We start from the raw sequence: 21,010 nt of genomic DNA, 5'->3' as shown, positions 1-21,010 counted from the left end.
CGGGGCGCCGCCGCCACGGCGGCCGGTGCCCGTCCGTTCCCGCGACCTCTTAGGCTGGGACCGTGAGTGACACACCCTCGACCGCATCACAGAACGGCCCGGAGCCCGACGAGCCGGCCGCCGAGCCGTCGGCCGGCGACGTCAGCCTGCACGACGTGGTCGACCCGTCCGCCGTGCGTCGTGCGCCGCGCTACGGCCGGTTCCTGACCGTCGGCGCGTTCCTCGGCGTCGTGATCGGTCTGGTGCTCGGCTTCTACCTCGTCGGCACCCCGGGGGCGCAGGGGATGCTCAAGCCGGGCGTATACGTCGCGGTGACCATCATGTTCACCGCGACCCTCACGACGCTCGCGGCCGGCCTGCTGGCCGTCGTGGCGGACCGCCGGAGCGTGCGCAGATACGAACGTTCCCGTTCGCGCCGCTGAGCTGGTCCGGTGCCGGGCGGTGATGGCGGGTCACGCACGTCACACCTGTCGCGAGGAGCGGGCGACCGTGGCCGAGCCTCGTCGTGGGATACTCGTGTCATGCCTCTGCGCCCGGACGGCCGCCTGAACCACGATCTGATGCCCGGGGAGAAGGGTCCCCAGGACGCCTGTGGCGTCTTCGGAGTATGGGCCCCCGGCGAGGAAGTCGCCAAGCTCTCGTACTTCGGCCTGTACGCGCTCCAGCACCGCGGGCAGGAGTCCGCCGGTATCGCCACCAGCAACGGTGACCAGATTCTCGTCTACAAGGACATGGGCCTCGTGTCCCAGGTCTTCGACGAGACCGCGCTCAACGCGCTGACCGGTCACATCGCCCTCGGTCACTGTCGCTACTCGACGACGGGCGGGGTGACCTGGGAGAACGCACAGCCCACTCTCGGCCCGACGGCTTCCGGCACGGTCGCCCTCGGCCACAACGGCAACCTGATCAACTCCGCCGAGCTCGTCGACCTGGTGGCCGAGCGGTACGGCGCCCAGCGCCGCGGCGAACTCGCCCGGGGCAACACGACCGACACCGCCCTCATCACCGCCCTGCTCGCCGGCGACGCCGACCACACGCTGGAGACGACGGCACTCGAGGTGCTGCCGCGCCTGCGCGGCGCCTTCTCGCTCGTGTTCATGGACGAGTCGACGCTCTACGCGGCCCGGGACCCGCAAGGCGTGCGCCCGCTCGTGCTGGGTCGCCTGGAGCGCGGCTGGGTGGTGGCCTCCGAGACGCCCGCGCTGGACATCGTCGGTGCCTCCTACGTGCGCGACGTCGAGCCCGGCGAGCTGATCTGCATCGACGCCGAAGGGCTCCGCTCGACCCGTTTCGCCACGGCCGAGCGGGCGAGCTGCGTCTTCGAGTACGTCTACCTGGCCCGGCCGGACCACACCCTGAACGGGCGGTCCGTCCACGCGGCGCGCGTCGAGATGGGACGGGTCCTCGCCCGCGAGCACCCGGTCGAGGCGGACCTCGTCATCGCGACGCCGGAATCGGGGACGCCCGCCGCCATCGGCTACGCCACCGAGTCCGGCATCCCGTTCGGGCAGGGCCTCACCAAGAACGCGTACGTGGGGCGGACGTTCATCCAGCCGTCGGACACCCTGCGGCAGCTCGGAATCCGGCTGAAGCTCAACCCGCTGCGCGAGAACGTGCGCGGCAAGCGCCTCGTGGTCGTCGACGACTCGATCGTGCGCGGCAACACACAGCGCGCGCTGATCCGCATGCTGCGCGAGGCCGGTGCCGCCGAGGTGCATGTGCGCATCTCCTCGCCGCCGGTGAAGTGGCCGTGCTTCTACGGCATCGACTTCGCGTCTCGCGCCGAGCTGATCGCCAACGGGCTCGGTGTGGAGGAGATCGGGCAGTCGCTCGGTGCCGACAGCCTGGGCTACATCTCGACCGAGGGCATGATCACGGCGACCGAGCAGCCCGCCTCCCAACTGTGCGCAGCCTGCTTCACCGGCAAGTACCCGATCGAGCTGCCGGAGGACGACCGGCTCGGCAAGCATCTGCTCGAACAGGCCGAGCTCCCGCTCGGAGCCCCCGAGGACGGCTTGTCGAGCCTCACGGTCTCCGCCGGCGGCGCCGGCGCGCTCGACCACCCCTGAGACGAACGCGACGTGGCGCGGCCCGCGCCGGCCACCGTCGTCGTCCCCGGACCACCGACCCGACCAGTGATGGAGTACCAGTGACATCCGAAGGGCTCACCTACGCGGCCGCAGGGGTCGACACGGAAGCCGGCGACAAGGCCGTCGAGCTGATGAAGGACGCGGTGCGCCGCACGCAGGGGCCGGAGGTGCTCGGCGGCGTGGGCGGATTCGCCGGGCTGTACGACATGTCGGCGTTCCGGGACTACCGGAAGCCCTTGCTTGCCACGTCCACGGACGGCGTCGGCACGAAGGTGGCGATCGCGCAGGCGCTCGACAAGCACGACACGATCGGTTTCGACCTGGTCGGGATGGTCGTGGACGACATCGTCGTGGTCGGCGCGAAGCCACTGTTCATGACCGACTACATCGCTACGGGCAAGGTGGTCCCGGAGCGCGTCGCGGACATCGTGCGCGGGATCGCGCAGGCGTGCGAGGTCGCGGGTACCGCGCTCGTCGGCGGTGAGACCGCCGAGCATCCCGGGCTGCTCGCACCCGACGAGTACGACGTCGCCGGCGCCGCCACGGGGATCGTGGAGGCCGACGGCGTCCTGGGGCCGGAGCGGGTGCGCGAGGGCGACGTCCTGATCGCGATGGGTTCTTCCGGGCTCCACTCGAACGGGTACTCGCTGGTGCGCGCCGTGGTGAAGCACGCCGGATGGGAACTGGACCGCCACGTCGAGGAACTCGGGCGCACTCTCGGCGAGGAACTGCTGGAGCCGACCCGGGTGTACGCGAGCGACGTCCTGGCACTCGCTGCCGACGACGCGGCGCACGTGCACGCCTTCACCCACGTCACCGGGGGTGGGCTCGCCGCGAACCTGGCGCGCGTGCTGCCTGCCGGCACCGTGGCCACGGTGGACCGTGCCTCGTGGGAGGTGCCGCCCGTCTTCCGGATGGTGCGGGAGCTGGGCGGAGTGCCGCGCGGCGATCTGGAGAACACCCTCAACCTCGGCGTCGGCATGGTGGCGGTGGTCGACGCGGAGGGGACCGATGCGGCCCTGCGCCGGCTGGAGGTGCTCGGCGTTCCCGCGTGGGAGCTCGGGCGGATCGAGACCCTCGATCTCACGACGCCTTCGCCGGAGGACCTGGTGGGCGGAACGAAGGGGGTTCGGGGCGGTGCCGTGCGCCTGGTGAACGAGTACCGGTGAGTGAACGCCTGCCGGTCGGCGGCGCGGCGGGCGCACGACGAGGGCCTGACCCGCCGGCTTCCGTGTGCGGAACGCCTTCTCTGGCCCCGGACGGCTTTCCACGTCGGGGAGAAGGGTCCGCTCACGACGAACCGGCCGGTCAGGCCACGAGACTCACCAGCCCTCGCTCAGGAGGGCGAGGGTGCTGGGAGTGGACTATCGACTGCTGGGTGGCCGACGATCGGGTGCGGCGAACTCTGGATCAAAGTTCTCTGCGCTCGTTCGAATCGTCGAAGTCTGCCCAGTCGGCGTAGCGATTGTCGTAGTCCTCGTCCCCGACGGCGTTCCAGCGAGAATCGTCCGTCGCCACATCCGTGTGGGACCTCCCGCCTCGGAGCTCCTGCTCGAGGGCGTGGTAGTTGGTCTCAGGGCTGTAGTACTTCAGCGCTCGAGCAACCTTGGTCTGCTTAGCCTTCTGACGGCCGCGGCCCATGGCTCCGACCCCCTCAACGTAGGAGCGGGGCGGCTACGTGCAACAGACGCGCGGCCCCGGAGTGTGCTTGATCTGTCCAGGCTCTAACGGTACATGGTTGTACGCGGTTTCCTCCAGTCTGCACGTGTGATTCGTCCGATGCGCCGGTGATCTTCGGCACCATTCGCATCGGGATGCCGCGGAAGACGGCGGTCGGCGCGACCTGACGGAACGCCGTCGTGTGTCGTGACCGACATGACGCGACGGTGTTCGCGCGTCGCGAACTGCCCTGCACGAGTGGCTGGTAGTCAAGTGATGCGCGATGGTGATGGTAGATGGCGATAAATGATGACGAATCGCTGACCAGTCGCGCGTTCGCGCTATGGTTGCGTCGTAGGGCGCTCCGTTGCGGAGAGTCGCGTCGGAGAATGTGAGCGAAATGAGTCCTCTCTCAAGTCGCCTAAATCCTGTTTGCTGCTAACAATGGTGAGAGAGCGGGAGCCGTCAAGAACCTGGTGCCGCCAGGGCCGGCGCCGTTCCGGAGGAGGTGCAGGGATGTCCATCCACGGAGAATCCGAGGTCCTGCTCACACCTGCCGAGGTAGCGAGCTTGTTCCGTGTAGACCCCAAGACGGTTACGCGTTGGGCAAAGGCGGGAAAGCTTTCTTCGATCCGCACGCTCGGCGGGCACCGTCGGTACAAGGAGTCTGAGGTTCGGGCGCTGCTGGGTGCAGCGGCCGAGAGTCCCGACGACTCGGACGCGTAGCCGGCGAGATCGGCAGGCGGTGGTGATGGCGCGCCGGGTGCTGCCCTAGCTCAGCCCCGCGCGCGCCGCAGGACCACCACAGCGATCGTGACCGCACCCAAGGCCGCGAGGCCCACCGCGGTGCCCACGAGAAGCTTGGTGTTTCGAGCCCGGTGTCCCTCAGGCACCGGGCTCTTCTTGTCCCGGTGGAGGGCTCCGGCCGCCCGGTTGCCGGCGCCCGTGGCGGCCTGCTTGGCACTTCGCGCCAGACGCTGAGCCTGGTGCGCCGGGTTGAGCTTGAGCGTCAGCTCGTCGATCGTCGCGGCGAGTTCGGCGCGCGTGCGCAGCACCTCTGCCTCGAGTTCCTCCTTGGAGGGCGTGCGCTGAACCTTGTCCTCGGTGCTCATCGGTGCAGCCCTTCCTGGATGCCTGTGCGGATGGTCGAGACGTCGTCCCTGATGCGCTGCACGCTCTCCGGCTTCCGCGTGCCCTTCTTGAGCAGGGCCTGGCCGACGAGGGCCAGGATCAGGGTCACGAGCACCAGGAACCCGCCCACGGCCAGCGCGGCGAGCCACAGGGGCCAGACGGTGCCCAGGCCGTACACCGCCGCGAGCAGCAGTACCCCGATCGCGTAGAGCAGCACCACGAGCGCCCCGATGAACAGGCCGAAGCCGATCCCGGACTTCATCGCCCTGTCGGTGAGTTCGGCCTTCGCGAGCGCGATCTCCGCCCGCACGAGGCGTGATGCCTGCTCGCTGATGTGCTCGACGAGACCCCCGAGCGATGTCGGACGGTCCTGCGATGGCGTGCCGTTCATTGTGTCCTGGCTCATGTGCCCTCCCCGTGCGCGGCGTCTCCCGCGGATCCTGCGGTCGCCCGCCGCGCATCTGCTGAGGTCAACTCAACCCGCAGGGGAGGCGCAGGGCAATTCCAGACGGCGGCGCGGCGCGGATTCCGTCGAGACTGCCGCGCCTGACGGGCGCAATGTGTAGGCAATGTGGCGGTATGGTCAGGAACTTGTTGGACGACCGACCAACAGTTGAGTTGCCTCAGATGGCCCGCGTGCGGTCCGGAGGTGCTTGTGCTGACGTCTCCACGCGGTCTTGTCCCCATCGACAAGATTGCGGGCGGGAGTGATGGCCGAAGTGGCGTCGAAGAGCATCTCGCGCCGCATCCCGTGCATTGCTGCCTTCGTCAACAGGACGGCGTTCGTGCGAGCCGCGGTGGTGTCTCGGTGGGCGTTGCCACCGGATCTGCCGGGTTGATGCCGCGCGACGGGGCCGGAAACGCGCCGCAGGCCAGAGACTGGGTCTCTGGCCTGCGGTGTGAAGGTGGCTCCGACCGGCGTCGATCCGGTGACCTTTCGATTTTCAGTCGAACGCTCTACCAACTGAGCTACAGAGCCGCGGCGCTGGCGCCGTGCGCGAAAGCCCGGTGCGTCGTGACCGACGATACCGGGCGATCAAGCGCGACCCTGACGGGACTTGAACCCGCGACCTCCGCCGTGACAGGGCGGCGCGCTAACCAACTGCGCTACAGGGCCATGGCCGCAAACTGCGACCGAGGTGGTCCGCCGTGCGAACCGAGAGAAGCCTAACCCACCCGGCGTCCGAACCGGAAATTGAATCCCGGCCCTGTGACGATGGCGTGGCTCACACCGGGTGAAACCCGCTCCGAGCAGGGGCGTTGGCGCCTCTTCGTACCCCCAACGGGATTCGAACCCGTGCTACCGCCGTGAAAGGGCGGGGTCCTAGGCCGCTAGACGATGGGGGCTGGACGCGGAAAGTCTACAGGCGCGACGGCGTGCGTCCACGTCGTATCCGTCACGGTCGCCGCCGGCGCCCCTGGCGGCCGCACCTGACACGCGGGATGCCCGGTGTCGGCCATGATGGGCCAGTGGTGGAGATGACACGCGATGAGTTCGAGGCGGCGGTCAGCGAGGGCCTCGATCTGGTTCCGCAAGACCTCGCGGCCCAGATGGACAACGTCGTCGTGCTCGTCGAGGACGACGCCCCCGCCGAGGATCCCGGACTGCTCGGGCTCTACGAGGGCGTGCCGCTCACGGAACGGGGTCACCACTGGGCGGCCGGGTCGCTGCCGGACCGCATCACGATCTTCCGGAACCCCACGCTGGCCATCTGCGAGACCCGGGAAGAGGTGGCCGAGGAGGTGGCGGTCACCGTGGTGCACGAGATCGCGCACCACTTCGGGATCGACGACGAGCGGCTCCACGAGCTCGGCTGGGCGTGAGGGGCCGCGCGGCGCCCGGGCCGGGCGCCGCGCGGTGACCGGAGACCGCGGTCAGGCTCCGGTGCCGTACTCCCAGTGCCAGGCCTCGGGCTTGGAGCCGCCCGGCTCCGCCCAGGCAGGGTGGATCCAGCCGAACTTCCCGGCGTTCGCGGACATCCACTGGTACTCGGCCGAGCCGAACGTCGAGATCCCGCCGCCCAGGTCGAGCGCCTGCCCCAGTCCGTGGTTCGACGTCCCCGGGGGGGCCGCCAGGGCGCCCATGGTCGCCGCGACCGCGACCTGGTCGGCGTACGACCGGTAGGAGTCGTTGATCGTCAGGTTGCGTCCGAAGGCGGCCCGGAACGCGGCGTTCAGGTCCTCGACCGCCAGCGCCGCGTCGCACCGCAACTCCTCACCGGGTGCGAACGACAGGTCGCACAGCAGATTCGACGGAATCTGGCCGTTCCCGTACTGCTTGGCCTGGGCGGAGAGGCCGGCGACCCGCTGCCGGTCGGCCTTGGCCCGCGCCGCGGCCTGGGCGGACGCCTTCGCCTCTGCCGCGGCGCGGGTCTTCGCGGCCTTCGCAGCCGCCGCGGCGGCCTTCGCCTCGGCCTTCGCTTCGGCCTTCGCGCGGGCCTTCGCCTTCTGCGCGGCGATCTCCGCCTTGGTCGGACCCGGGACGACCTCCGAGACGGCGGCGCCGGCCGGTGCCGCCAGGAGCCCTGACAGGCTCTCGGTCGCCTCCGTCAGGTGTGTCGCGGACACCTCCGCATCCGCCGCCGCACCGGCGTTCCCGGTCTCCGCGCCGGTGGGCAGCGCCGAGCGCTCGTTGGACCGGGAGGCACGCTCGGTGCGGTCCGCGAGGGCAGCCGCCGCCGAGGCGGCGAGGGTTCCGTCGGCGGACACGGCGGTGGCGGCGATGACCAGCTCGCGCACCTCCGTGGCAGCCTCCTCGATCCGCGAGGCACGCTTCGCCCCCATGTCGCTGGAGGCCGTGAACTGCTGGGCCTGTACGAGGGCGCTGGTGGCGTCGGCGAGTGCCTTCTCCGTCTTGGCGTCGAGGGCCGTGGGCACGTCGGCGAGCACCACCGACAGCGCGTCGGCGGTCTCGGTCTCGGTCGTCGTGGTCGGTGCGGCGACGCCCTCCGTCGTTGTGGCCACGGGGGACGCGGCGGCGGGCGCGCTCATGCTCAGCGCGCCGATCGCGACGACCGCGGCGAACGCGGTACAGCGGGCCACAGGGTGCGCGACGGGGTGTTCGGTGGCAGAGTGGGGGTGCTTCACGCGGCATTCCGTTCATGCGTCGGCGCGGTGCTGGGGAGTTCGCGGGTCCGTGAGGGGATTTTCCCCGCAGGGGCAGACCCGTGTGCACGCCGATGCTCTTGTCTGGGTGCCATGGCGTGCGCTCGTCGTCGGACAAGGACCCACGGCACGTCGCACCGCGGACTCACGCGACCCTCGGGGTCGAGCGGAGCCGCGCATCCACGCCGGTTCCTCGTGCGGCCCGGGTGGCTCGCACGGCGGGCCTCGGGCCCGCGCCGGCGTCGGCGACCCATCCATGGTGGGGGATGGTCACAGGTTGGCAACGACGTTTCGGCGCGATGTTGGTCACAAAGTCAGTAGGCATCCCGTGGAACCGGCGTGAAGATCGGGGCACTCGTGACGCCTTGCCCGCGGCGCCTGCCCGCACCGCCTGGTGACGGCGGCCACAGGCGTCCGCATCGCGAGACAAGGTTGCCCGGGGTCCCGCTTTCGCCGGGCCCGCGTCGCGTCGTCGTCGTTCACTGCTGGACATGGACCACGCCCCGACCATCCCCGTGACCGTCTCGATCCACCGTGTCGTCAGCCCTGAGCACGTTCCGGAGGTGACGCGCTGGGTGCAGGACGGTGTCAACCTCGCCAACCGCTGGGACGGGTTCCTCGGTTCCGGGTGGGTGCGCGCCGCCGAGGGCTCGAGCGACTGGTTCATGCTCTACCGGTTCGCCGACGAGGCGCGCCTCGACGCGTGGGAGCGGTCCGAGGAGCGTGGCACGTGGCTGGCACGCGGCGCGGGCCTCGTGGAGGAGCGCCGCATCGAGCGCAGGACCGGTATCGAAGGCTGGTTCGACGAGCCGGTCCGGTCCGACGACGCCGTCCCCGCGCCACCCCGCTGGAAGCAGGCCACGAGCATCTGGCTCGGGTTCTTTCCGGTGAACCTCCTCTTCACCTGGCTGTCGACGCAGTTCGTGCCCGGGTGGGCCGACCTCCCGCTGGTGCTCCGGGTGCTCGTCTCCACGCTGGTCCTCACGCCGGTCATGGCGTACTGGGTGCTTCCCTGGGTGACGCGACGTCTGCACGGCTGGCTGCATGCCCGGTAGGGCTCCGGTGGAGCTTTGCGCGGAATGCGCATTGCGCGTCACAGTAGTGCCATGGCAGTGGAAGAGGTCGTTGAGGACGCGGCGGGGCTGCTCGAGACCGTCGCGTGGATGGCGGGGGCGGCCGTCGCCGCCTATCTGCTGACGGGTGTCGTCGCCTGGCTGGTGCGTCGCGCCGGCAGGCGCAGCGAGATCGCACGGGAGATCGCCCAGCGGCTTCGCAACCCCGTGCGCGCCACCCTGCTCGTGGTGGCCGCGTGGATCGCGCTGAACATGTCGGGGTACGCCGGGGAGGAATGGTTCCCCGTCGTCCAGCACCTCGTGCTCCCGGCGGTCATCGTCACCGGCGCGTGGCTGGTCGGGAACTGCGCGTTCGTCCTGGAGGAGCGCGCCTACGCGCGCATCCGCAAGGGCGTCCACGACTGGCGGGAGGTTCGCAAGCTCCGCACGCAGGTGATGATGCTGCGGCGCGTCACGGTGGGTGTCATCAGCGTTCTCGCCGTCGCCGGCATCCTCATGACCTTCGACGGCGCGCGCACCGTGGGTGCGAGCCTGCTCGCGTCCGCCGGGCTGGTGTCGATCGTGGCGGCCCTCGCCGCCCAGAGCGCGCTCGGGAACGTGTTCGCCGGTATCCAGGTCGCGTTCACCAACCGCATCCACGTGGGCGATGTCGTGGTGGTCGAGGGGGAGTGGGGCCGGATCGAGGACATCACCCTCGCCTACGTGGTGGTGCACGTCTGGGACGACCGCCGGCTGATCCTGCCGTGCACCTATTTCACCGAGCAGCCGTACGAGAACTGGACGCGCGAGTCGGCGGAACTGCTCGGGACGGTCGAGATCGACCTCGACTTCCGCACCCCGGTCGAGTCCTTGCGCGCGGAGCTGGGCAGGATCGTGTCGGGCACCACGTTGTGGGACGGGCGGGTACAGAGCCTCCAGGTCACGGACGCGACGGGCGGCACCATCCGCGTCCGGGCCTGTGTCAGCGCGCGGGACGGGGACGACCTGTGGAACCTCCGGTGCCACGTGCGTGAGCAGATCATCGTCTGGGTGCAGAGCGAGGCCGGCGCGGCACTCCCCCGCACCCGCATCGAGGCGGACGCGGACGGAGCGAAGTCGGCGCGGATGGCCGGCCTGCCCTCTGGCGTGTCGCAGCCCAGCATGGTTGATTAAGACTTATGAGCCGTTCCGGATTTATCCCGCCGTACCTGCTCCAGCAGGTCGCGGAGGCCGTTTCGTCCGGCCTGCTGGCCGAACCCGACCTGAGGGTGGCCTGTCGCCACACGATGGACCTTGACGCGGGATTCCGCGCCGGCCGCAGCGCGCACCGGGCGCGGACCCAGGCGGCCGATCCCGAGCAGGCCGGCCCGGAGGAGCCCACGGCACTCGCGTGGACCGTCCACACCGCCGGCAACACCCAGACCCTGCCCGGAGATCCGGTGCGGGACGAGACGGACGAGTCGCCGTCGGGCGATGTGACCGTCGACGAGGCCTGGGACGGCATCCGGGCGTCCCTGGACATGTTCCGGGAGGCCTTCGGCCGCACGTCGTACGACGACGCCGGCGCGCGCGTCAGCGCGACCGTGCACTACGGGCAGGACTACCAGAACGCGTTCTGGGACGGCACCCAGCTCGTGTTCGGCGACGGCGACGGGCGGGTCTTCAACCGCTTCACGATCGCCGTCGACATCCTGGCTCACGAACTGGGGCATGCCGTCACGGAGCACACCGCGGGACTCGTCTACCGGGACCAGCCGGGCGCTCTGAACGAGTCGATGTCGGACGTGTTCGGGTCCTGCCTCAAGCAGCGTGTCCTCGGCCAGGACGCGACGGAGGCGGACTGGCTGATCGGCGAGGGCCTGTTCACCGACACCGTGCGGGGCAAGGCGCTGCGGTCGATGTCGGAGCCCGGCACCGCCTACGACGACCCGGTGCTGGGCAGCGACCCGCAGCCGGGTCACATGGACGACTACGTCGACACCAGGGACGACAACGGCGGCGTGCACATCAACTCCGGTATCCCGAACCGGGCGTTCCATCTCGCCGCGACCGGGATCGGCGGCTCGTCCACCGAGGGCGCCGGGAAGATCTGGTACGACGCGCTGCTGACCGTCGGACCGACCACCGACTTCGCCGGGTTCGCCGCCGCGACGGTGGCCGTCGCCGGAGAGCACGCGGACGTCGTCCGGGAGGCATGGGCCGGTGTCGGCGTCGTGACCGACGACGGTGCGGGCGAGCCGGCGGACCGTCCTGACGAGCACACGCCCGCGGAGCAGCCGTCCGGCACCCGGGAACCGGCCGGCGTGGTCGAGGTCCGCCGGAGCGGAGGCTTCGCGGGGATCACCGTGACCAGTTCCGTGGACCTGGACGGTGACGACCCGCGTGTCGGTGAGGTCCGGACGCTGGTGCACCGCGTCGACATCACGCTGCTCGAACACGAGGCAGCCGCCTGGGCGGAACGGCCGGGCAGGCCGGACGCGTTCACCTACGTGATCGTCTGGGACGGTCACGAGGTCGCGGTCCCGGAGGACCACGCCACGCCCGACCTCCTCCGCCTGGCGGACCTCATCCTCTCGGCACGCGACCGGTAGTCAGCGGGAGAACCAGCCCAGGAGGCGGTCGGGACGGTCCGTGATGATGGCGTCCACCCCGGCGCCGTCGTCGACCTCGCACAGGTGTGACCAGCCGGACGGGTCGTTCTCCGTCCAGACCATGACCCGCAGCCCGGCGCGATGCAGCCGCGTGACGATTCCGGGGTCGCGGCGGACCATCTCCGCCGACGGGTTGCACGCGACCACGCCGAGCCCCGCGCACACGTCGAGCACGTCGGGCGGCTCGTACGCCAGCAGGAGTCCCCGCTCCAGGTGCGGGGCGACCTCGCGGACGGCGGCCACCGTGTCGGGCCAGAAGCACTGGACGAGCACGCGTTCGCCGAGGCCGGCGTCGTCGATCGTCGTGGTCACCCCGTGGACCTCGGCCGGCTCCCAGACGTCCTTCAGCTCGAGCAGCAACCGGGTGTTCGGGTAGCGTCCGAGGATCTCGAGCACCTCGGCGAGGAGCGGGATCCGCTGCCCCGCGTAGGCCGGGCCGAACCAGCGCCCGGCGTCGAGGGCGCGGAGCTGGTCGAGGCTGAGGTCGGCCACGGCACCGTGGCCGTCGGTGGTCTCGTCGACGACGTCGTCGTGGATGACGACGGCGGCACCGTCGGCGGTCCGTCGCAGATCGATCTCGACGGCGTCGGCTCCGGCTCGGCATGCCGCCTCGATCGAGGCCAGCGTGTTCTGCGGCGCGACGGACGAGTTCCCTCGATGCGCGACGACGGCGGGGCGGGTCACCCGGCCGAGCGTACCGGGCGGCCCTGCGGGATCCCCGGTGGTGCCGGTCGTGACCGGAACGGTCCCGGGCGGTCGCGGGCCCGTGCGCGGAGCGAGTGCGGCGCCGGCACCCGATACGGCCGCCGACCGGGCCGCGAGCCGGGCATGCCGGCGATGGTCGGCCAGCAGCGCGAGCCAGACCAGGGGCGTCCAGCGCGGCACGCGCTTGCGCGCCGCGGGACGGCGTAGCGGGATTCGGCCTGTCGTCACGCGCTCGGCGGGGCGGCCGCGGTGATCGGCCGCACGGTGGGCCGCGGTAGGGCCCACCGCCGTGCCGGACGGCGAGGCGGGACGCGACACGGCCGTGCTGCCGACGGCCACGGGCCGCACCAGGCCGGCCGAGCGTTCCAGGAGAGCCATGGCATGCTCCGATCTGCAGACTTCTGCCCACGATAGGACCGCACCGGCCGCGCCCCGCACGTTCGCCCGCGGAGTTCCGGGAAACTTCCGCGGGCGTTCAACTGCCCCGGCGGATCGTTCTCCGACGGGCTACGCGGTGGTCACCGGGGGCGCCGGGGAGCGAGGCGATCAGGCGGCACACCGGCCGGGTGAGACCGGGGCGTCCAGCTCGGTGGCCCGGGCCGCCACCGGGAGCAGTTCGGCGCTCGTCATGGCGTACCCGATGTCGGACGCGGAGTCGGCACGGGCGAAGATGACGCCGGCCACCTGCCCGTCGGTGGTCAGGAGCGGCCCTCCGGAGTTGCCCGGGCGTACCGCGGCGGCCAGGGAGTAGACCTCGCGGCCCGCCGCGCCGGAACCGTACACGTCGGGGACGCGGGTGGTGTCCACGCCGAGCACCCCGGCGCTCGTCGAGGTGAAGGGACCACCGTAGGGGTAGCCCTGGACGACGGCTCTGTCGCCGGTCGCCAGGGTCGGCGCGATGTCGAGGACGTCGGCGGCCAGGGCGTCGACGGCGATGACCGCGAGGTCGTCGACCGGGTCGAAGTAGACCACTCGTCCCTCGCGGGCCGGGCTGTCGGGAAGCTCGACGACGGGCCGGTCCACGCCCGCCACGACGTGCGCGTTGGTGACCACGCGGTCGGGGGCGACGACGAACCCCGATCCCGTCGAGCTCTTGCCGCACGCGTAGGCGATCCCCGAGATCCGGGCCACCGACCGTGCCGAGGCCTCCAGATCGGCGTCGTCCAGGTCGACGGCGGGCGCGACCGGGGCCTGTCGCGGGACGATCAGGAGGTTCAGGCGAGGCAGGCCGTCGTCGAGCACCATGGCGCGCATCTCGGCGAGCGGGCGGCCGACCGCCGGCGGGGTCGCGTTCTCGATGGTGCGCAGGACCGTGGACGACGAGATCGCCGACGCGACGCCCGGCGTACCGGTGGCGCTGATGGCATTGCCGACGAACGCCAGCGCGAGGGCCGCGACCAGCACGTTCGCCACACCCCCGAGCAGGCGTTCGAGGGGGCGCAAGGGCGTGCGGTCCACACCTCGTCGCAGGCCGTGCCCCAGCCCGGACCCGAGGGAGGCGCCGAGCACCGGGAGCAGTATCGCCACCGCGACGGACACCGGCCCGCGCCACTCGGACGTGGGCAGCAGGTCGTTGACGGCGGGAACGGCCCAGAAGGCGGCGAGGCCACCGACGACGAGACCGACGAGTCCGCCGAGCGTGGCCAGCAGCCCGCGGCTCAGCCCCGCGCTGAGGGCGAAGAGCAGGATCAGGAGGAGCACGATGTCGACGGGTGTCATGAGCTCCTCCGGGACGGCGGGCGAGATGGTGGACCGACGACGGGTGCCGGGACACCGGCGCCGGATGGTGCCGGCGGGTCGAGTGGTGGGCCCCCTGGGATTCGAACCCAGAACCTACGGATTAAAAGTCCGCAGCTCTACCAGTTGAGCTAGAGGCCCGTGCGCCGACGGCGCGTCGCGTGCCGACCGGTCCGCGACGCCCCAGCCTACCCAGGTCGGCGGATCCGGTCGCGCAAATTCACCCGACGTGGCACCGGCGGCCGGGTGAGGGCGGGGAAACGACCTCTCAGGTGGCACCGGCTGCCGGAGATGTCGCGCCACGGGCGTTTCGCGCTTGCGGTGTCGGGCAGACCTTGATTCGGTGGACGGGTCACGAGAACCGACGAGAGGAGCTCTCCGTGCTCACCGTGACCGACAACGCCCGCACTGCGGTCGAGGGCCTGGTTCAGGAGAACCAGGTTCCGGCCGAGGGCGGCCTCCGCATCGCGGAGGCAGCGGGCCAGCCGGGCAACTTCGAGCTCGCGCTCGTCCAGGCTCCTGAGGCCGAGGATCAGGTGGTTGCCCAGTCCGACACCACGCACGTCTTCGTCGATCCGGCGGCCTCGGTCGCCCTCGACGAACTCACGCTGGACATCCAGCCCGACGCCGAAGGCCCGGGTTTCGTGCTTGTCCAGGCGTAATGTCCCTCAGGCCGCACGGTGAGTTCTGTCACCCGCCGCGCGGCCTCCTATCGGGAGAATGTGACGGACCGCGGCCTCACCTCGGGTGCGGCCGCGGTCCGCTGTCCGGGTGCGTCACGCCGCCGCGGCGAGGATCCATCCGCCGCCCAGCACCACGGATCCTCCCGTCACCAGCAGGAAGGTTCCCACCCACACCAGGCCCGGTACCCCCGTGAGCCCGGCGAGCTGGTCGGCGTCCGACGACGGCGCCCGTCCGCGGGCACGCTGCACCTGCAGCTCCAGCACCGGCCGCACCGCTCCGAACAGCAGGAACCAGGTCACCGCGTAGGCGGTCCCCATCTGCGCCTCCGGCGGCAGCCACCAGGAGACGAAGACGAGCAGCGCGCCGCTGACCAGCACGGACCAGAGCCCGAACAAGTTCCTGATCTGTACCAGGAGCAGCGCCAGGAGCAGGACGAGCAGCCACAGCAGCCCGACGGCGTAGCCCTCCCGCAGCAGCCAGGCGGCTCCGAGCCCGATCACCCCGGGCCCCACGTACCCGGCGAACGCCGTGAGGACCATGCCGAACCCGCGCGGCCTTCCGCGCGACACCGTCACGCCGGAGGTGTCCGAGTGCAGCCGGATGCCCTCGAGCTTTCGCCCTGTCAGGAGCGCGGCGAACCCGTGCGCCGCCTCGTGGGCGATGGTGATGACATGCCGGGTCAGGCGCCACGTCGGGCGGAACAGCACAACGGCCAGCGCGACGCCGCACATCGTCAGGACCAGGACGGACGACGGCGCGTCCACCGGCGTGATCGCGGCGGTCCAGATCGTGCCGAGCACGTCGCCCGCCTGCGCGAGAAAGTCCGTCATGCGGGCCATAGAACCATAAGAACGTGAGACACTTTCCCATCGAGGGCAGCGCGAACCCGCGCGCCCGGCGTCGTGAAGTTCCCTCCGGGGCTGCTGCGCGGCGGAAGCCCAGCAACGAGCCCTGAGAGGCCACGCCCCCTTGACTACTTTTGCCGAACTCGGCCTGCCCGACCCCGTGGTGCGTTCGCTCGCCGACCGTGGCATCACCGACCCTTTCCCCATCCAGGCGGCCTCGGTGCCGGACGCCCTGGCCGGACGCGACGTCCTCGGCCGCGGGCGTACCGGTTCCGGCAAGACGCTCGCGTTCGCGCTGCCGGTCGTGACGCGGCTGGCCGCCCGTCGTGACGGCGGCGCCGGCGATGCGGGCCACCGGCGCCCGGCGTCGAACACGAGGACCGCGACGAGACGGCCGCGCGGACTGATCCTCTGCCCGACGCGCGAGCTCGCGAACCAGATCGACGCGACTCTCGCACCCGTGGCGCAGACCATGGGGCTGCGGACGACGACGATCTTCGGTGGCGTCTCGCAGAACAAGCAGGTTCAGGCGCTGGCCGCCGGGGTCGACGTCGTCGTCGCGTGCCCTGGACGGCTCGAGGACCTGCTGGGGCAGGGCGTCCTGACGCTCGACGGCATCGAGGTCACCGTGCTGGACGAGGCCGACCACATGGCCGATCTCGGCTTCCTGCCCGGAGTGAAGCGCATCCTCGACAGGACCCCGCAGGGCGGCCAGCGGCTGCTGTTCTCGGCGACGCTGGACAACGGCGTCGATGTCCTGGTCAAGCGCTACCTGAAGCAGCCGGTCACGCACTCGGTGGACGATGCCGCCGCGCCGCCGCCGCAGATGACGCACCACATCCTCGCCGTCGCGGACCGCGACGCGAAGAAGCTCGTGGTGAACCAGCTCGCGCGCGGCACCGGCCGCCGGGTCCTGTTCACCCGCACCAAGCACCAGGCGAAGAAGCTCGCGCGACAGCTCACGACGGCGGGCGTGCCCGCCGTGGACCTGCACGGGAACCTCGGGCAGGGGGCGCGGGAGCGCAACCTGGCGGCGTTCACGTCGGGCGACGTGAAGGTGCTGGTCGCGACCGACATCGCGGCCCGCGGTATCCACGTGGACGACATCGAGCTCGTGGTGCACGTCGACCCGCCGGCCGAGCACAAGGCGTACCTGCACCGCTCGGGCCGGACGGCGCGCGCGGGGTCGGTCGGAGACGTCGTGACGGTGATGCTGCCGGAGCAGCGCGGCGACATGCGTCTGCTCACGCGGAAGGCGAAGATCACGGCGCAGCCGCGGGACGTGGCTCCGGGCGACGCGACGGTGACGGCGCTGGTCGGCGAGCTGGCGCCGCTGGTCGAGCGGCCGGAGACCATTCAGGGCTCGACGGCGGGATCGCGTCCGGGCGGGAACGGCGGAGCCCAGGGCGGCGGCTCCCGAGGCGGCCACGGCGGAGGGCGGTCCGGGGGACGTCGCCGGGCGCGTGGCGGGGGCGGCCGGTCCGGGAGCGAGCGGCAGGCTCACGGCACCTCGGCGAGCGGTGCGGCGGACGGCGCGGCCGGGAACGGCCGGCGGGTCCACAGCTCGTCCGCGACAGGTGCGCCGTCGAGCAGCGGTCCGGGCGGCGGCGCGCACGGCCAGGGCTCGGAGGGGGCGCCGGGCAGTGGCCGGCGTCGTCGGCGGCGGGGAGGCCGTGGGGGCCACGGGCGGAACACGCACGTCGCCGATTAGGTTGGCCTGAGAGGCCGCACCGGGCGGACCCGCATGGAACCGAGCGGAGACGAGCGATGACGTACGAGGTGTCCAAGTCCGAGGAGCAGTGGCGCGAGGAGCTGTCGCCCGAGGAGTACGCGGTGCTCCGGCGGGCCGGGACCGAGCGGGCCTGGACGGGCGAGCTGCTCGACGAGAAGCGCGTGGGCGTGTACCGCTGCCGGGCGTGCGGGAACGAGCTGTTCCGGTCCGGGACGAAGTTCGACTCGCACTGCGGCTGGCCGTCGTTCTACAGCCCGCTCGCCGGAGACCGGGTCGAGCTGCTGGAGGACCGGTCGCTCGGGATGGTCCGCACCGAGGTGCGGTGCGCACGGTGCGGCTCGCACCTGGGCCACGTGTTCGACGACGCCCCGCAGACCCCGACGGGCGACCGCTTCTGCATGAACTCGGTCAGCCTGACCTTCGAGGAGGGCGCGGGCGACTGAGATCGCGGCCGCCGGCGGGCGGATCGTCCGTCCCGCCCGAGGCCCCGAGGTCCGGTTCAGCGGTGCTGCGCCTGCCAGGAGACGAGGTCCTCCGAATAGCGGTGCAGGAGATCCGCCAGGAGCCGGACATCCTGGCGGTCCCAGTGGGAGAGCGCGCCCGCGAACATCTCGATCCGGTTGGCGCGCGCCTGCTCGAAGCGTGCGGCGCCGTCCGCGGTGAGGGTGATCCGTTGCCCGCGGCTGTCCTCCGGGTCGGTGTCGCGCTCCACGAGCCCCAGGTCGGCGAGGCGGCTGAGCTGGCGCGACACCGTCGCCCGCCCGACGCCGAAGTGCGCGGCCAGGTCGGAACCACGCGTTCCCGGGTTCTGTGCGATGTGCGCCAGGAGCGGATAGGCGCTGGCCTCCAGCTCCGGATGTACCCGCCGGGCGATCCTCGCGCCGGCCGACTGCGCGCGGCGGATGATCAGCCGGAGCTCGTGTTCCAGCGCGTTGAACGGGGCGCGGTCGTCCGGTGCGGCGTCGTCGCCGGTGGTGGTCGATGTCTCGGACATGTGCCCATCATTCCGTCTCCGGCTCGCCGGGCACAGTGGCGACCGGATATCGGCACGACGGACTCACCCGGCGCGGTCGGCGGTCATGTGACGTCCGCCGGTTGCGCTCCACGCGAACGCCAGGGGTCTCGCCGTCGGCCCGGTCAAAAGAGACACTTGACGGCATGGACGACCATCGCGTTCCGCGCCGCCCCGCCATGCTGGATCCTCGCGACGCCGAGGCCCTCACCGGCGAGCTGGACCCGGCGATGCGCGACGAGGTCGCCCATGTCACCGCGCGCATCCTCGTCGATCGCGCCCGGACCACCGAGGATCCCGCGGTGGTGGACCGCCTCGTACGCCTGGTGGAGCATGAAGGGCTCGACACGGTCGCGGAGCTCTGGGCCGATGCGGCCCCGTCGTCCCTTCCGGGCGCGCTCTGGCGGATCTACGTGCTGCGCGAGTGGGTGCGCCGGGACCTGCAGACGATCGTGCTGCGCTACCGGCTCGGTGTCGACGCCGCCCCGGTGAGCGAGGCCGTGGCCGGCGTGCCGAGCCCGCCCGAACCGGACAACCTGCGGCAGTTGGCCGACGCCGTGCTGTCCGGGGTCTTCACCGGTGACCTCGCCGTCGCCCTCGAACGGGCGGGAGCCTTCTGCCGCATCCTGTCCACCGGCGCGGCGTTCGACGCCGACGCCCGGGAGCACGCCGACCCCCGCGCGGCCTCCTCCATGACGCACGGAGCGAGCTCCCTGCTGCGCACCGCCGAGGAGCTCGAGCACGCGGCAGACCTCTGGCGCCAGGGCCTGCTGGAGTAGGGCCAGGGGAGCGACGGCGGGCCGGCGCCGGCCGCCCGGGCGACCGGCCGGCGTCGTCCACGAACGCCCTGGCGGCTCAGCCGAGGATCGGGTTCAGCACCCAGGTGAAGAGCGCCGCGATCAGTGCCGCTGCCGGGATCGTCAGAACCCACGCGACCGCGATGTTCCCCGCGACGCCCCAGCGCACCGCGGACAGCCGGTGCGTGGCACCGACACCCATGATCGCGCTGGTGATCGTGTGCGTCGTGGACACCGGGGCGTGCAGCAGGAACGCGTTCGCGTACAGGACGATCGCGGAGACCGACTCGGCGACGAAGCCGCGGGCCGGATCGAGGTCGATGATCCTGCGCCCGAGCGTGCGCATGATGCGCCAGCCTCCGGCGTACGTCCCGGCGGAGATCGCGGCCGCGGCCGACAGCTTGACCCAGAGGGGGATACCGGCGTCCGGGTCCGCCCAGCCCGCCGCGAGCAGGGCCAGGAAGATCACGCCCATCGTCTTCTGCGCGTCCTGCAGGCCGTGCCCCAGTGCCATCGCGGCAGCCGACACCGTCTGTGCCAGCCGGAACCGTCGTCCCGTCCGCCCGGGAGAGGCGTTGCGGAAGATCCACAGCACGCCGATCATCACCGCGAACGCGGCTCCGAAGCCCACCAGCGGCGACAGCACCATCGGCAGCACCACCTTGTCCACGATGGCGGACCAGTACACCGCCATCCCGCCGGCCAGGCCGGCGCCCACGAGCCCGCCGATGAGCGCATGCGTGGACGACGACGGCAGACCGAACCACCAGGTGATGAGATTCCACGCGATGGCCCCCACGAGGGCGGCCAGCACCACGGTGAGCTCGGAACGCGTCGACGCGCCGTCCAGGTTCACGATCGCCGTCGCGATGGTCTCGGCGACCTCCGTGCCGAGCAGAGCCCCCGCGAAGTTCATGACGGCGGCCAGGATGAGCGCGATCCCCGGCGTCAGTGCGCGGGTCGAGACCGACGTGGCGATCGCGTTGGCGGCGTCGTGGAAACCGTTGGTGTAGTCGAAGCCGAGGGCGAGCGCCACCACCACGACGACGAGTGCGGCCTCCACTCAGGACTCCTTGAGCGCGATCGTCTCGACCAGGTTCGCCACCTTCTCGAAGTGGTCGGCGGCGTCCTCGAGGACGTCCACGATCTCCTTGAGCTTGATGAGCAGGATCGGGTCGGTGACGTCGTCGAACAGGAGCGCGATGAGCTTGCGGTGCAGCTTGTCGGCCTCGTTCTCCAAGCGGTTCACCTCGACCCAGTAGTCCGCGAGCTTGCCCATGGTGCGCAGGCGCGGCATCGCGTCCGCCGTCAGCTCGGCGCACCGTTGCAGCACCTGGACCTGGTCGGAGACCCGGCGCGGAAGCTCGTCCACCTTGTAGAGGACGATGAGGTCGGCGGCCTCCTCCATGGAGTCCATGCAGTCGTCGAGGGCCGAGGTCAGGGCGTAGATGTCGTCCCGGTCGAAGGGCGTGACGAACGTCTGGTTCAGGCGGCGCATGATCTCGTGCGCGAGCTCGTCGGCGAGGTGCTCCTCCTCGCGGAGCCGGCCGGCCAGCTCCTCACGGGCTTCCCGGTCCGCTCCCAGCAGCTCCGCCAGGAGCGACGCTCCGGTGACGAGGCGCCGTGCCAGCGCACCCAGCAGATCGAAGAACGTGGTGTCCCGCGGAGTGAGGCGCAGACGCACAGGGGGCTCCCGACAAGAGGCAGTGGTACGGGAGCAGCGTAGATCCGCTGGGGCGGCGATCGCTAACCCGATAGCGCTTCTTGACGTGTTCGTGACACGTGGCGCGCGGCGCCAGGCAATGCACGG

General features: G+C 71.4%; 22 protein-coding genes and 4 tRNA genes. 12 read left to right on the top strand and 14 right to left on the bottom strand.

The window, feature by feature from the left end:
* Positions 1–62: 62 nt before the first annotated feature.
* From EDD34_RS19345 to purM, 3 genes are all read left to right on the top strand, one after another.
* Positions 63–422, top strand: coding sequence for a hypothetical protein (locus tag EDD34_RS19345; protein ID WP_123816007.1), 360 nt, complete (start codon positions 63–65; stop codon positions 420–422).
* Positions 423–521: 99 nt separating this feature from the next.
* Positions 522–2,069: an amidophosphoribosyltransferase gene (purF, locus tag EDD34_RS19340; RefSeq protein WP_123816006.1), complete on the top strand. Its 1,548-nt coding sequence runs from the start codon at positions 522–524 to the stop codon at positions 2,067–2,069.
* A gap of 80 nt (positions 2,070–2,149) precedes the next feature.
* Positions 2,150–3,259, top strand: a complete 1,110-nt coding sequence (gene purM, locus EDD34_RS19335; protein ID WP_123816005.1) for a phosphoribosylformylglycinamidine cyclo-ligase — start codon at positions 2,150–2,152, stop codon at positions 3,257–3,259.
* A gap of 241 nt (positions 3,260–3,500) precedes the next feature.
* On the opposite strand, the gene EDD34_RS19330 is transcribed toward purM, so the two are convergent.
* A complete protein-coding gene (locus tag EDD34_RS19330; protein ID WP_123816004.1) occupies positions 3,501–3,731 on the bottom strand; it encodes a DUF3073 domain-containing protein in 231 nt (76 codons plus the stop codon).
* Positions 3,732–4,265: 534 nt separating this feature from the next.
* Between EDD34_RS19330 and EDD34_RS19325 the strand changes: the two genes are divergently transcribed.
* Positions 4,266–4,475, top strand: coding sequence for a BldC family transcriptional regulator (locus EDD34_RS19325; RefSeq protein ID WP_123816003.1), 210 nt, complete (start codon positions 4,266–4,268; stop codon positions 4,473–4,475).
* Between the two features lie 50 nt (positions 4,476–4,525).
* Here EDD34_RS19325 and EDD34_RS19320 read toward each other — a convergent pair whose 3' ends face one another.
* The 5 genes from EDD34_RS19320 to EDD34_RS19300 all read right to left on the bottom strand — a co-directional run bounded on the left by EDD34_RS19320 (position 4,526) and on the right by EDD34_RS19300 (position 6,227).
* Positions 4,526–4,861 carry a DUF3618 domain-containing protein gene (locus EDD34_RS19320; RefSeq protein WP_123816002.1) on the bottom strand — a complete coding sequence of 112 codons (336 nt, stop codon included), beginning with the start codon at positions 4,859–4,861 and terminating at the stop codon, positions 4,526–4,528.
* Entirely contained in the window at positions 4,858–5,286 is a 429-nt protein-coding gene (locus tag EDD34_RS19315) for a phage holin family protein (protein ID WP_123816001.1), read from the bottom strand. Before EDD34_RS19315 ends, EDD34_RS19320 begins: the two co-directional genes overlap by 4 nt.
* Positions 5,287–5,786: 500 nt before the next feature.
* Positions 5,787–5,859 (bottom strand) — tRNA-Phe (locus EDD34_RS19310).
* A gap of 64 nt (positions 5,860–5,923) precedes the next feature.
* A tRNA-Asp gene (locus EDD34_RS19305) sits at positions 5,924–5,997 on the bottom strand.
* Positions 5,998–6,154: 157 nt separating this feature from the next.
* Positions 6,155–6,227 (bottom strand) — tRNA-Glu (locus tag EDD34_RS19300).
* 132 nt (positions 6,228–6,359) lie between these two features.
* Here EDD34_RS19300 and EDD34_RS19295 point away from each other — a divergent pair.
* A complete protein-coding gene (locus EDD34_RS19295) occupies positions 6,360–6,704 on the top strand; it encodes a metallopeptidase family protein (RefSeq protein ID WP_123816000.1) in 345 nt (114 codons plus the stop codon).
* 51 nt (positions 6,705–6,755) lie between these two features.
* Here the strand turns inward: EDD34_RS19295 and EDD34_RS19290 are convergent, their stop codons facing one another.
* On the bottom strand, positions 6,756–7,967 hold the full coding sequence (locus EDD34_RS19290; RefSeq protein WP_123815999.1) for a M15 family metallopeptidase: 1,212 nt from the start codon (positions 7,965–7,967) through the stop codon (positions 6,756–6,758).
* A 509-nt stretch (positions 7,968–8,476) separates the two neighbouring features.
* Here EDD34_RS19290 and EDD34_RS19285 point away from each other — a divergent pair.
* From EDD34_RS19285 to EDD34_RS19275, 3 genes are read left to right on the top strand one after another with little or no spacing between them, the layout of a single operon-like run.
* Positions 8,477–9,040: an antibiotic biosynthesis monooxygenase gene (locus tag EDD34_RS19285; RefSeq protein ID WP_123815998.1), complete on the top strand. Its 564-nt coding sequence runs from the start codon at positions 8,477–8,479 to the stop codon at positions 9,038–9,040.
* 51 nt (positions 9,041–9,091) lie between these two features.
* Complete coding sequence (locus EDD34_RS19280) at positions 9,092–10,210, top strand: mechanosensitive ion channel family protein (RefSeq protein WP_123815997.1); 1,119 nt, start codon at positions 9,092–9,094, stop codon at positions 10,208–10,210.
* 5 nt (positions 10,211–10,215) lie between these two features.
* A complete protein-coding gene (locus tag EDD34_RS19275; RefSeq protein WP_170177131.1) occupies positions 10,216–11,628 on the top strand; it encodes a protealysin inhibitor emfourin in 1,413 nt (470 codons plus the stop codon).
* Here the strand turns inward: EDD34_RS19275 and EDD34_RS19270 are convergent, their stop codons facing one another.
* From EDD34_RS19270 to EDD34_RS19260, 3 genes are all read right to left on the bottom strand, one after another.
* Complete coding sequence (locus EDD34_RS19270) at positions 11,629–12,771, bottom strand: glycerophosphodiester phosphodiesterase (RefSeq protein WP_123815996.1); 1,143 nt, start codon at positions 12,769–12,771, stop codon at positions 11,629–11,631.
* Positions 12,772–12,939: 168 nt separating this feature from the next.
* Positions 12,940–14,112 carry a MarP family serine protease gene (locus tag EDD34_RS19265; RefSeq protein ID WP_123815995.1) on the bottom strand — a complete coding sequence of 391 codons (1,173 nt, stop codon included), beginning with the start codon at positions 14,110–14,112 and terminating at the stop codon, positions 12,940–12,942.
* Positions 14,113–14,195: 83 nt separating this feature from the next.
* Positions 14,196–14,271: transfer RNA gene (locus tag EDD34_RS19260), tRNA-Lys, on the bottom strand.
* Positions 14,272–14,510: 239 nt separating this feature from the next.
* Between EDD34_RS19260 and EDD34_RS19255 the strand changes: the two genes are divergently transcribed.
* Positions 14,511–14,792 carry an iron-sulfur cluster biosynthesis family protein gene (locus tag EDD34_RS19255; protein ID WP_123815994.1) on the top strand — a complete coding sequence of 94 codons (282 nt, stop codon included), beginning with the start codon at positions 14,511–14,513 and terminating at the stop codon, positions 14,790–14,792.
* A gap of 114 nt (positions 14,793–14,906) precedes the next feature.
* On the opposite strand, the gene EDD34_RS19250 is transcribed toward EDD34_RS19255, so the two are convergent.
* The gene (locus EDD34_RS19250) at positions 14,907–15,653 is read right to left on the bottom strand and encodes a M50 family metallopeptidase (RefSeq protein ID WP_123815993.1); all 747 of its coding nucleotides are present in this window, start codon (positions 15,651–15,653) and stop codon (positions 14,907–14,909) included.
* A gap of 130 nt (positions 15,654–15,783) precedes the next feature.
* On the opposite strand from EDD34_RS19250, the gene EDD34_RS19245 reads away from it, so the two are divergent.
* Both EDD34_RS19245 and msrB read left to right on the top strand, forming a co-directional pair.
* Positions 15,784–17,370: a DEAD/DEAH box helicase gene (locus EDD34_RS19245; protein WP_123815992.1), complete on the top strand. Its 1,587-nt coding sequence runs from the start codon at positions 15,784–15,786 to the stop codon at positions 17,368–17,370.
* Between the two features lie 56 nt (positions 17,371–17,426).
* Complete coding sequence (gene msrB / locus EDD34_RS19240; protein WP_123815991.1) at positions 17,427–17,834, top strand: peptide-methionine (R)-S-oxide reductase MsrB; 408 nt, start codon at positions 17,427–17,429, stop codon at positions 17,832–17,834.
* Positions 17,835–17,890: 56 nt separating this feature from the next.
* Here msrB and EDD34_RS19235 read toward each other — a convergent pair whose 3' ends face one another.
* Positions 17,891–18,385, bottom strand: coding sequence for a MarR family winged helix-turn-helix transcriptional regulator (locus tag EDD34_RS19235; RefSeq protein WP_123815990.1), 495 nt, complete (start codon positions 18,383–18,385; stop codon positions 17,891–17,893).
* A gap of 164 nt (positions 18,386–18,549) precedes the next feature.
* On the opposite strand from EDD34_RS19235, the gene EDD34_RS19230 reads away from it, so the two are divergent.
* A complete protein-coding gene (locus tag EDD34_RS19230) occupies positions 18,550–19,182 on the top strand; it encodes a hypothetical protein (RefSeq protein ID WP_246012578.1) in 633 nt (210 codons plus the stop codon).
* 76 nt (positions 19,183–19,258) lie between these two features.
* On the opposite strand, the gene EDD34_RS19225 is transcribed toward EDD34_RS19230, so the two are convergent.
* Both EDD34_RS19225 and EDD34_RS19220 read right to left on the bottom strand, forming a co-directional pair.
* Positions 19,259–20,263 carry an inorganic phosphate transporter gene (locus tag EDD34_RS19225; protein WP_123815989.1) on the bottom strand — a complete coding sequence of 335 codons (1,005 nt, stop codon included), beginning with the start codon at positions 20,261–20,263 and terminating at the stop codon, positions 19,259–19,261.
* Positions 20,264–20,884, bottom strand: a complete 621-nt coding sequence (locus tag EDD34_RS19220) for a DUF47 domain-containing protein (RefSeq protein WP_123815988.1) — start codon at positions 20,882–20,884, stop codon at positions 20,264–20,266.
* Positions 20,885–21,010: the final 126 nt, after the last annotated feature.

This window comes from Myceligenerans xiligouense (assembly GCF_003814695.1).
GTDB lineage: Bacteria > Actinomycetota > Actinomycetes > Actinomycetales > Cellulomonadaceae > Myceligenerans > Myceligenerans xiligouense.
This window is presented reverse-complemented; position numbering and strand designations above follow the sequence as displayed.

What these genes read in the sequence shown, in the direction of transcription:
- purF (WP_123816006.1), top strand. Translation starts at nt 522, where the DNA reads ATGCCTCTGCGCCCGGACGGCCGCCTGAACCACGATCTGATGCCCGGG.
- EDD34_RS19330 (WP_123816004.1), bottom strand. Translation starts at nt 3,731, where the DNA reads ATGGGCCGCGGCCGTCAGAAGGCTAAGCAGACCAAGGTTGCTCGAGCG.
- EDD34_RS19325 (WP_123816003.1), top strand. Translation starts at nt 4,266, where the DNA reads ATGTCCATCCACGGAGAATCCGAGGTCCTGCTCACACCTGCCGAGGTA.
- EDD34_RS19320 (WP_123816002.1), bottom strand. Translation starts at nt 4,861, where the DNA reads ATGAGCACCGAGGACAAGGTTCAGCGCACGCCCTCCAAGGAGGAACTC.
- EDD34_RS19315 (WP_123816001.1), bottom strand. Translation starts at nt 5,286, where the DNA reads ATGAGCCAGGACACAATGAACGGCACGCCATCGCAGGACCGTCCGACA.
- EDD34_RS19295 (WP_123816000.1), top strand. Translation starts at nt 6,360, where the DNA reads ATGACACGCGATGAGTTCGAGGCGGCGGTCAGCGAGGGCCTCGATCTG.
- EDD34_RS19285 (WP_123815998.1), top strand. Translation starts at nt 8,477, where the DNA reads ATGGACCACGCCCCGACCATCCCCGTGACCGTCTCGATCCACCGTGTC.
- EDD34_RS19280 (WP_123815997.1), top strand. Translation starts at nt 9,092, where the DNA reads ATGGCAGTGGAAGAGGTCGTTGAGGACGCGGCGGGGCTGCTCGAGACC.
- EDD34_RS19275 (WP_170177131.1), top strand. Translation starts at nt 10,216, where the DNA reads ATGAGCCGTTCCGGATTTATCCCGCCGTACCTGCTCCAGCAGGTCGCG.
- EDD34_RS19270 (WP_123815996.1), bottom strand. Translation starts at nt 12,771, where the DNA reads ATGGCTCTCCTGGAACGCTCGGCCGGCCTGGTGCGGCCCGTGGCCGTC.
- EDD34_RS19265 (WP_123815995.1), bottom strand. Translation starts at nt 14,112, where the DNA reads ATGACACCCGTCGACATCGTGCTCCTCCTGATCCTGCTCTTCGCCCTC.
- EDD34_RS19250 (WP_123815993.1), bottom strand. Translation starts at nt 15,653, where the DNA reads ATGGCCCGCATGACGGACTTTCTCGCGCAGGCGGGCGACGTGCTCGGC.
- msrB (WP_123815991.1), top strand. Translation starts at nt 17,427, where the DNA reads ATGACGTACGAGGTGTCCAAGTCCGAGGAGCAGTGGCGCGAGGAGCTG.
- EDD34_RS19235 (WP_123815990.1), bottom strand. Translation starts at nt 18,385, where the DNA reads ATGTCCGAGACATCGACCACCACCGGCGACGACGCCGCACCGGACGAC.
- EDD34_RS19230 (WP_246012578.1), top strand. Translation starts at nt 18,550, where the DNA reads ATGGACGACCATCGCGTTCCGCGCCGCCCCGCCATGCTGGATCCTCGC.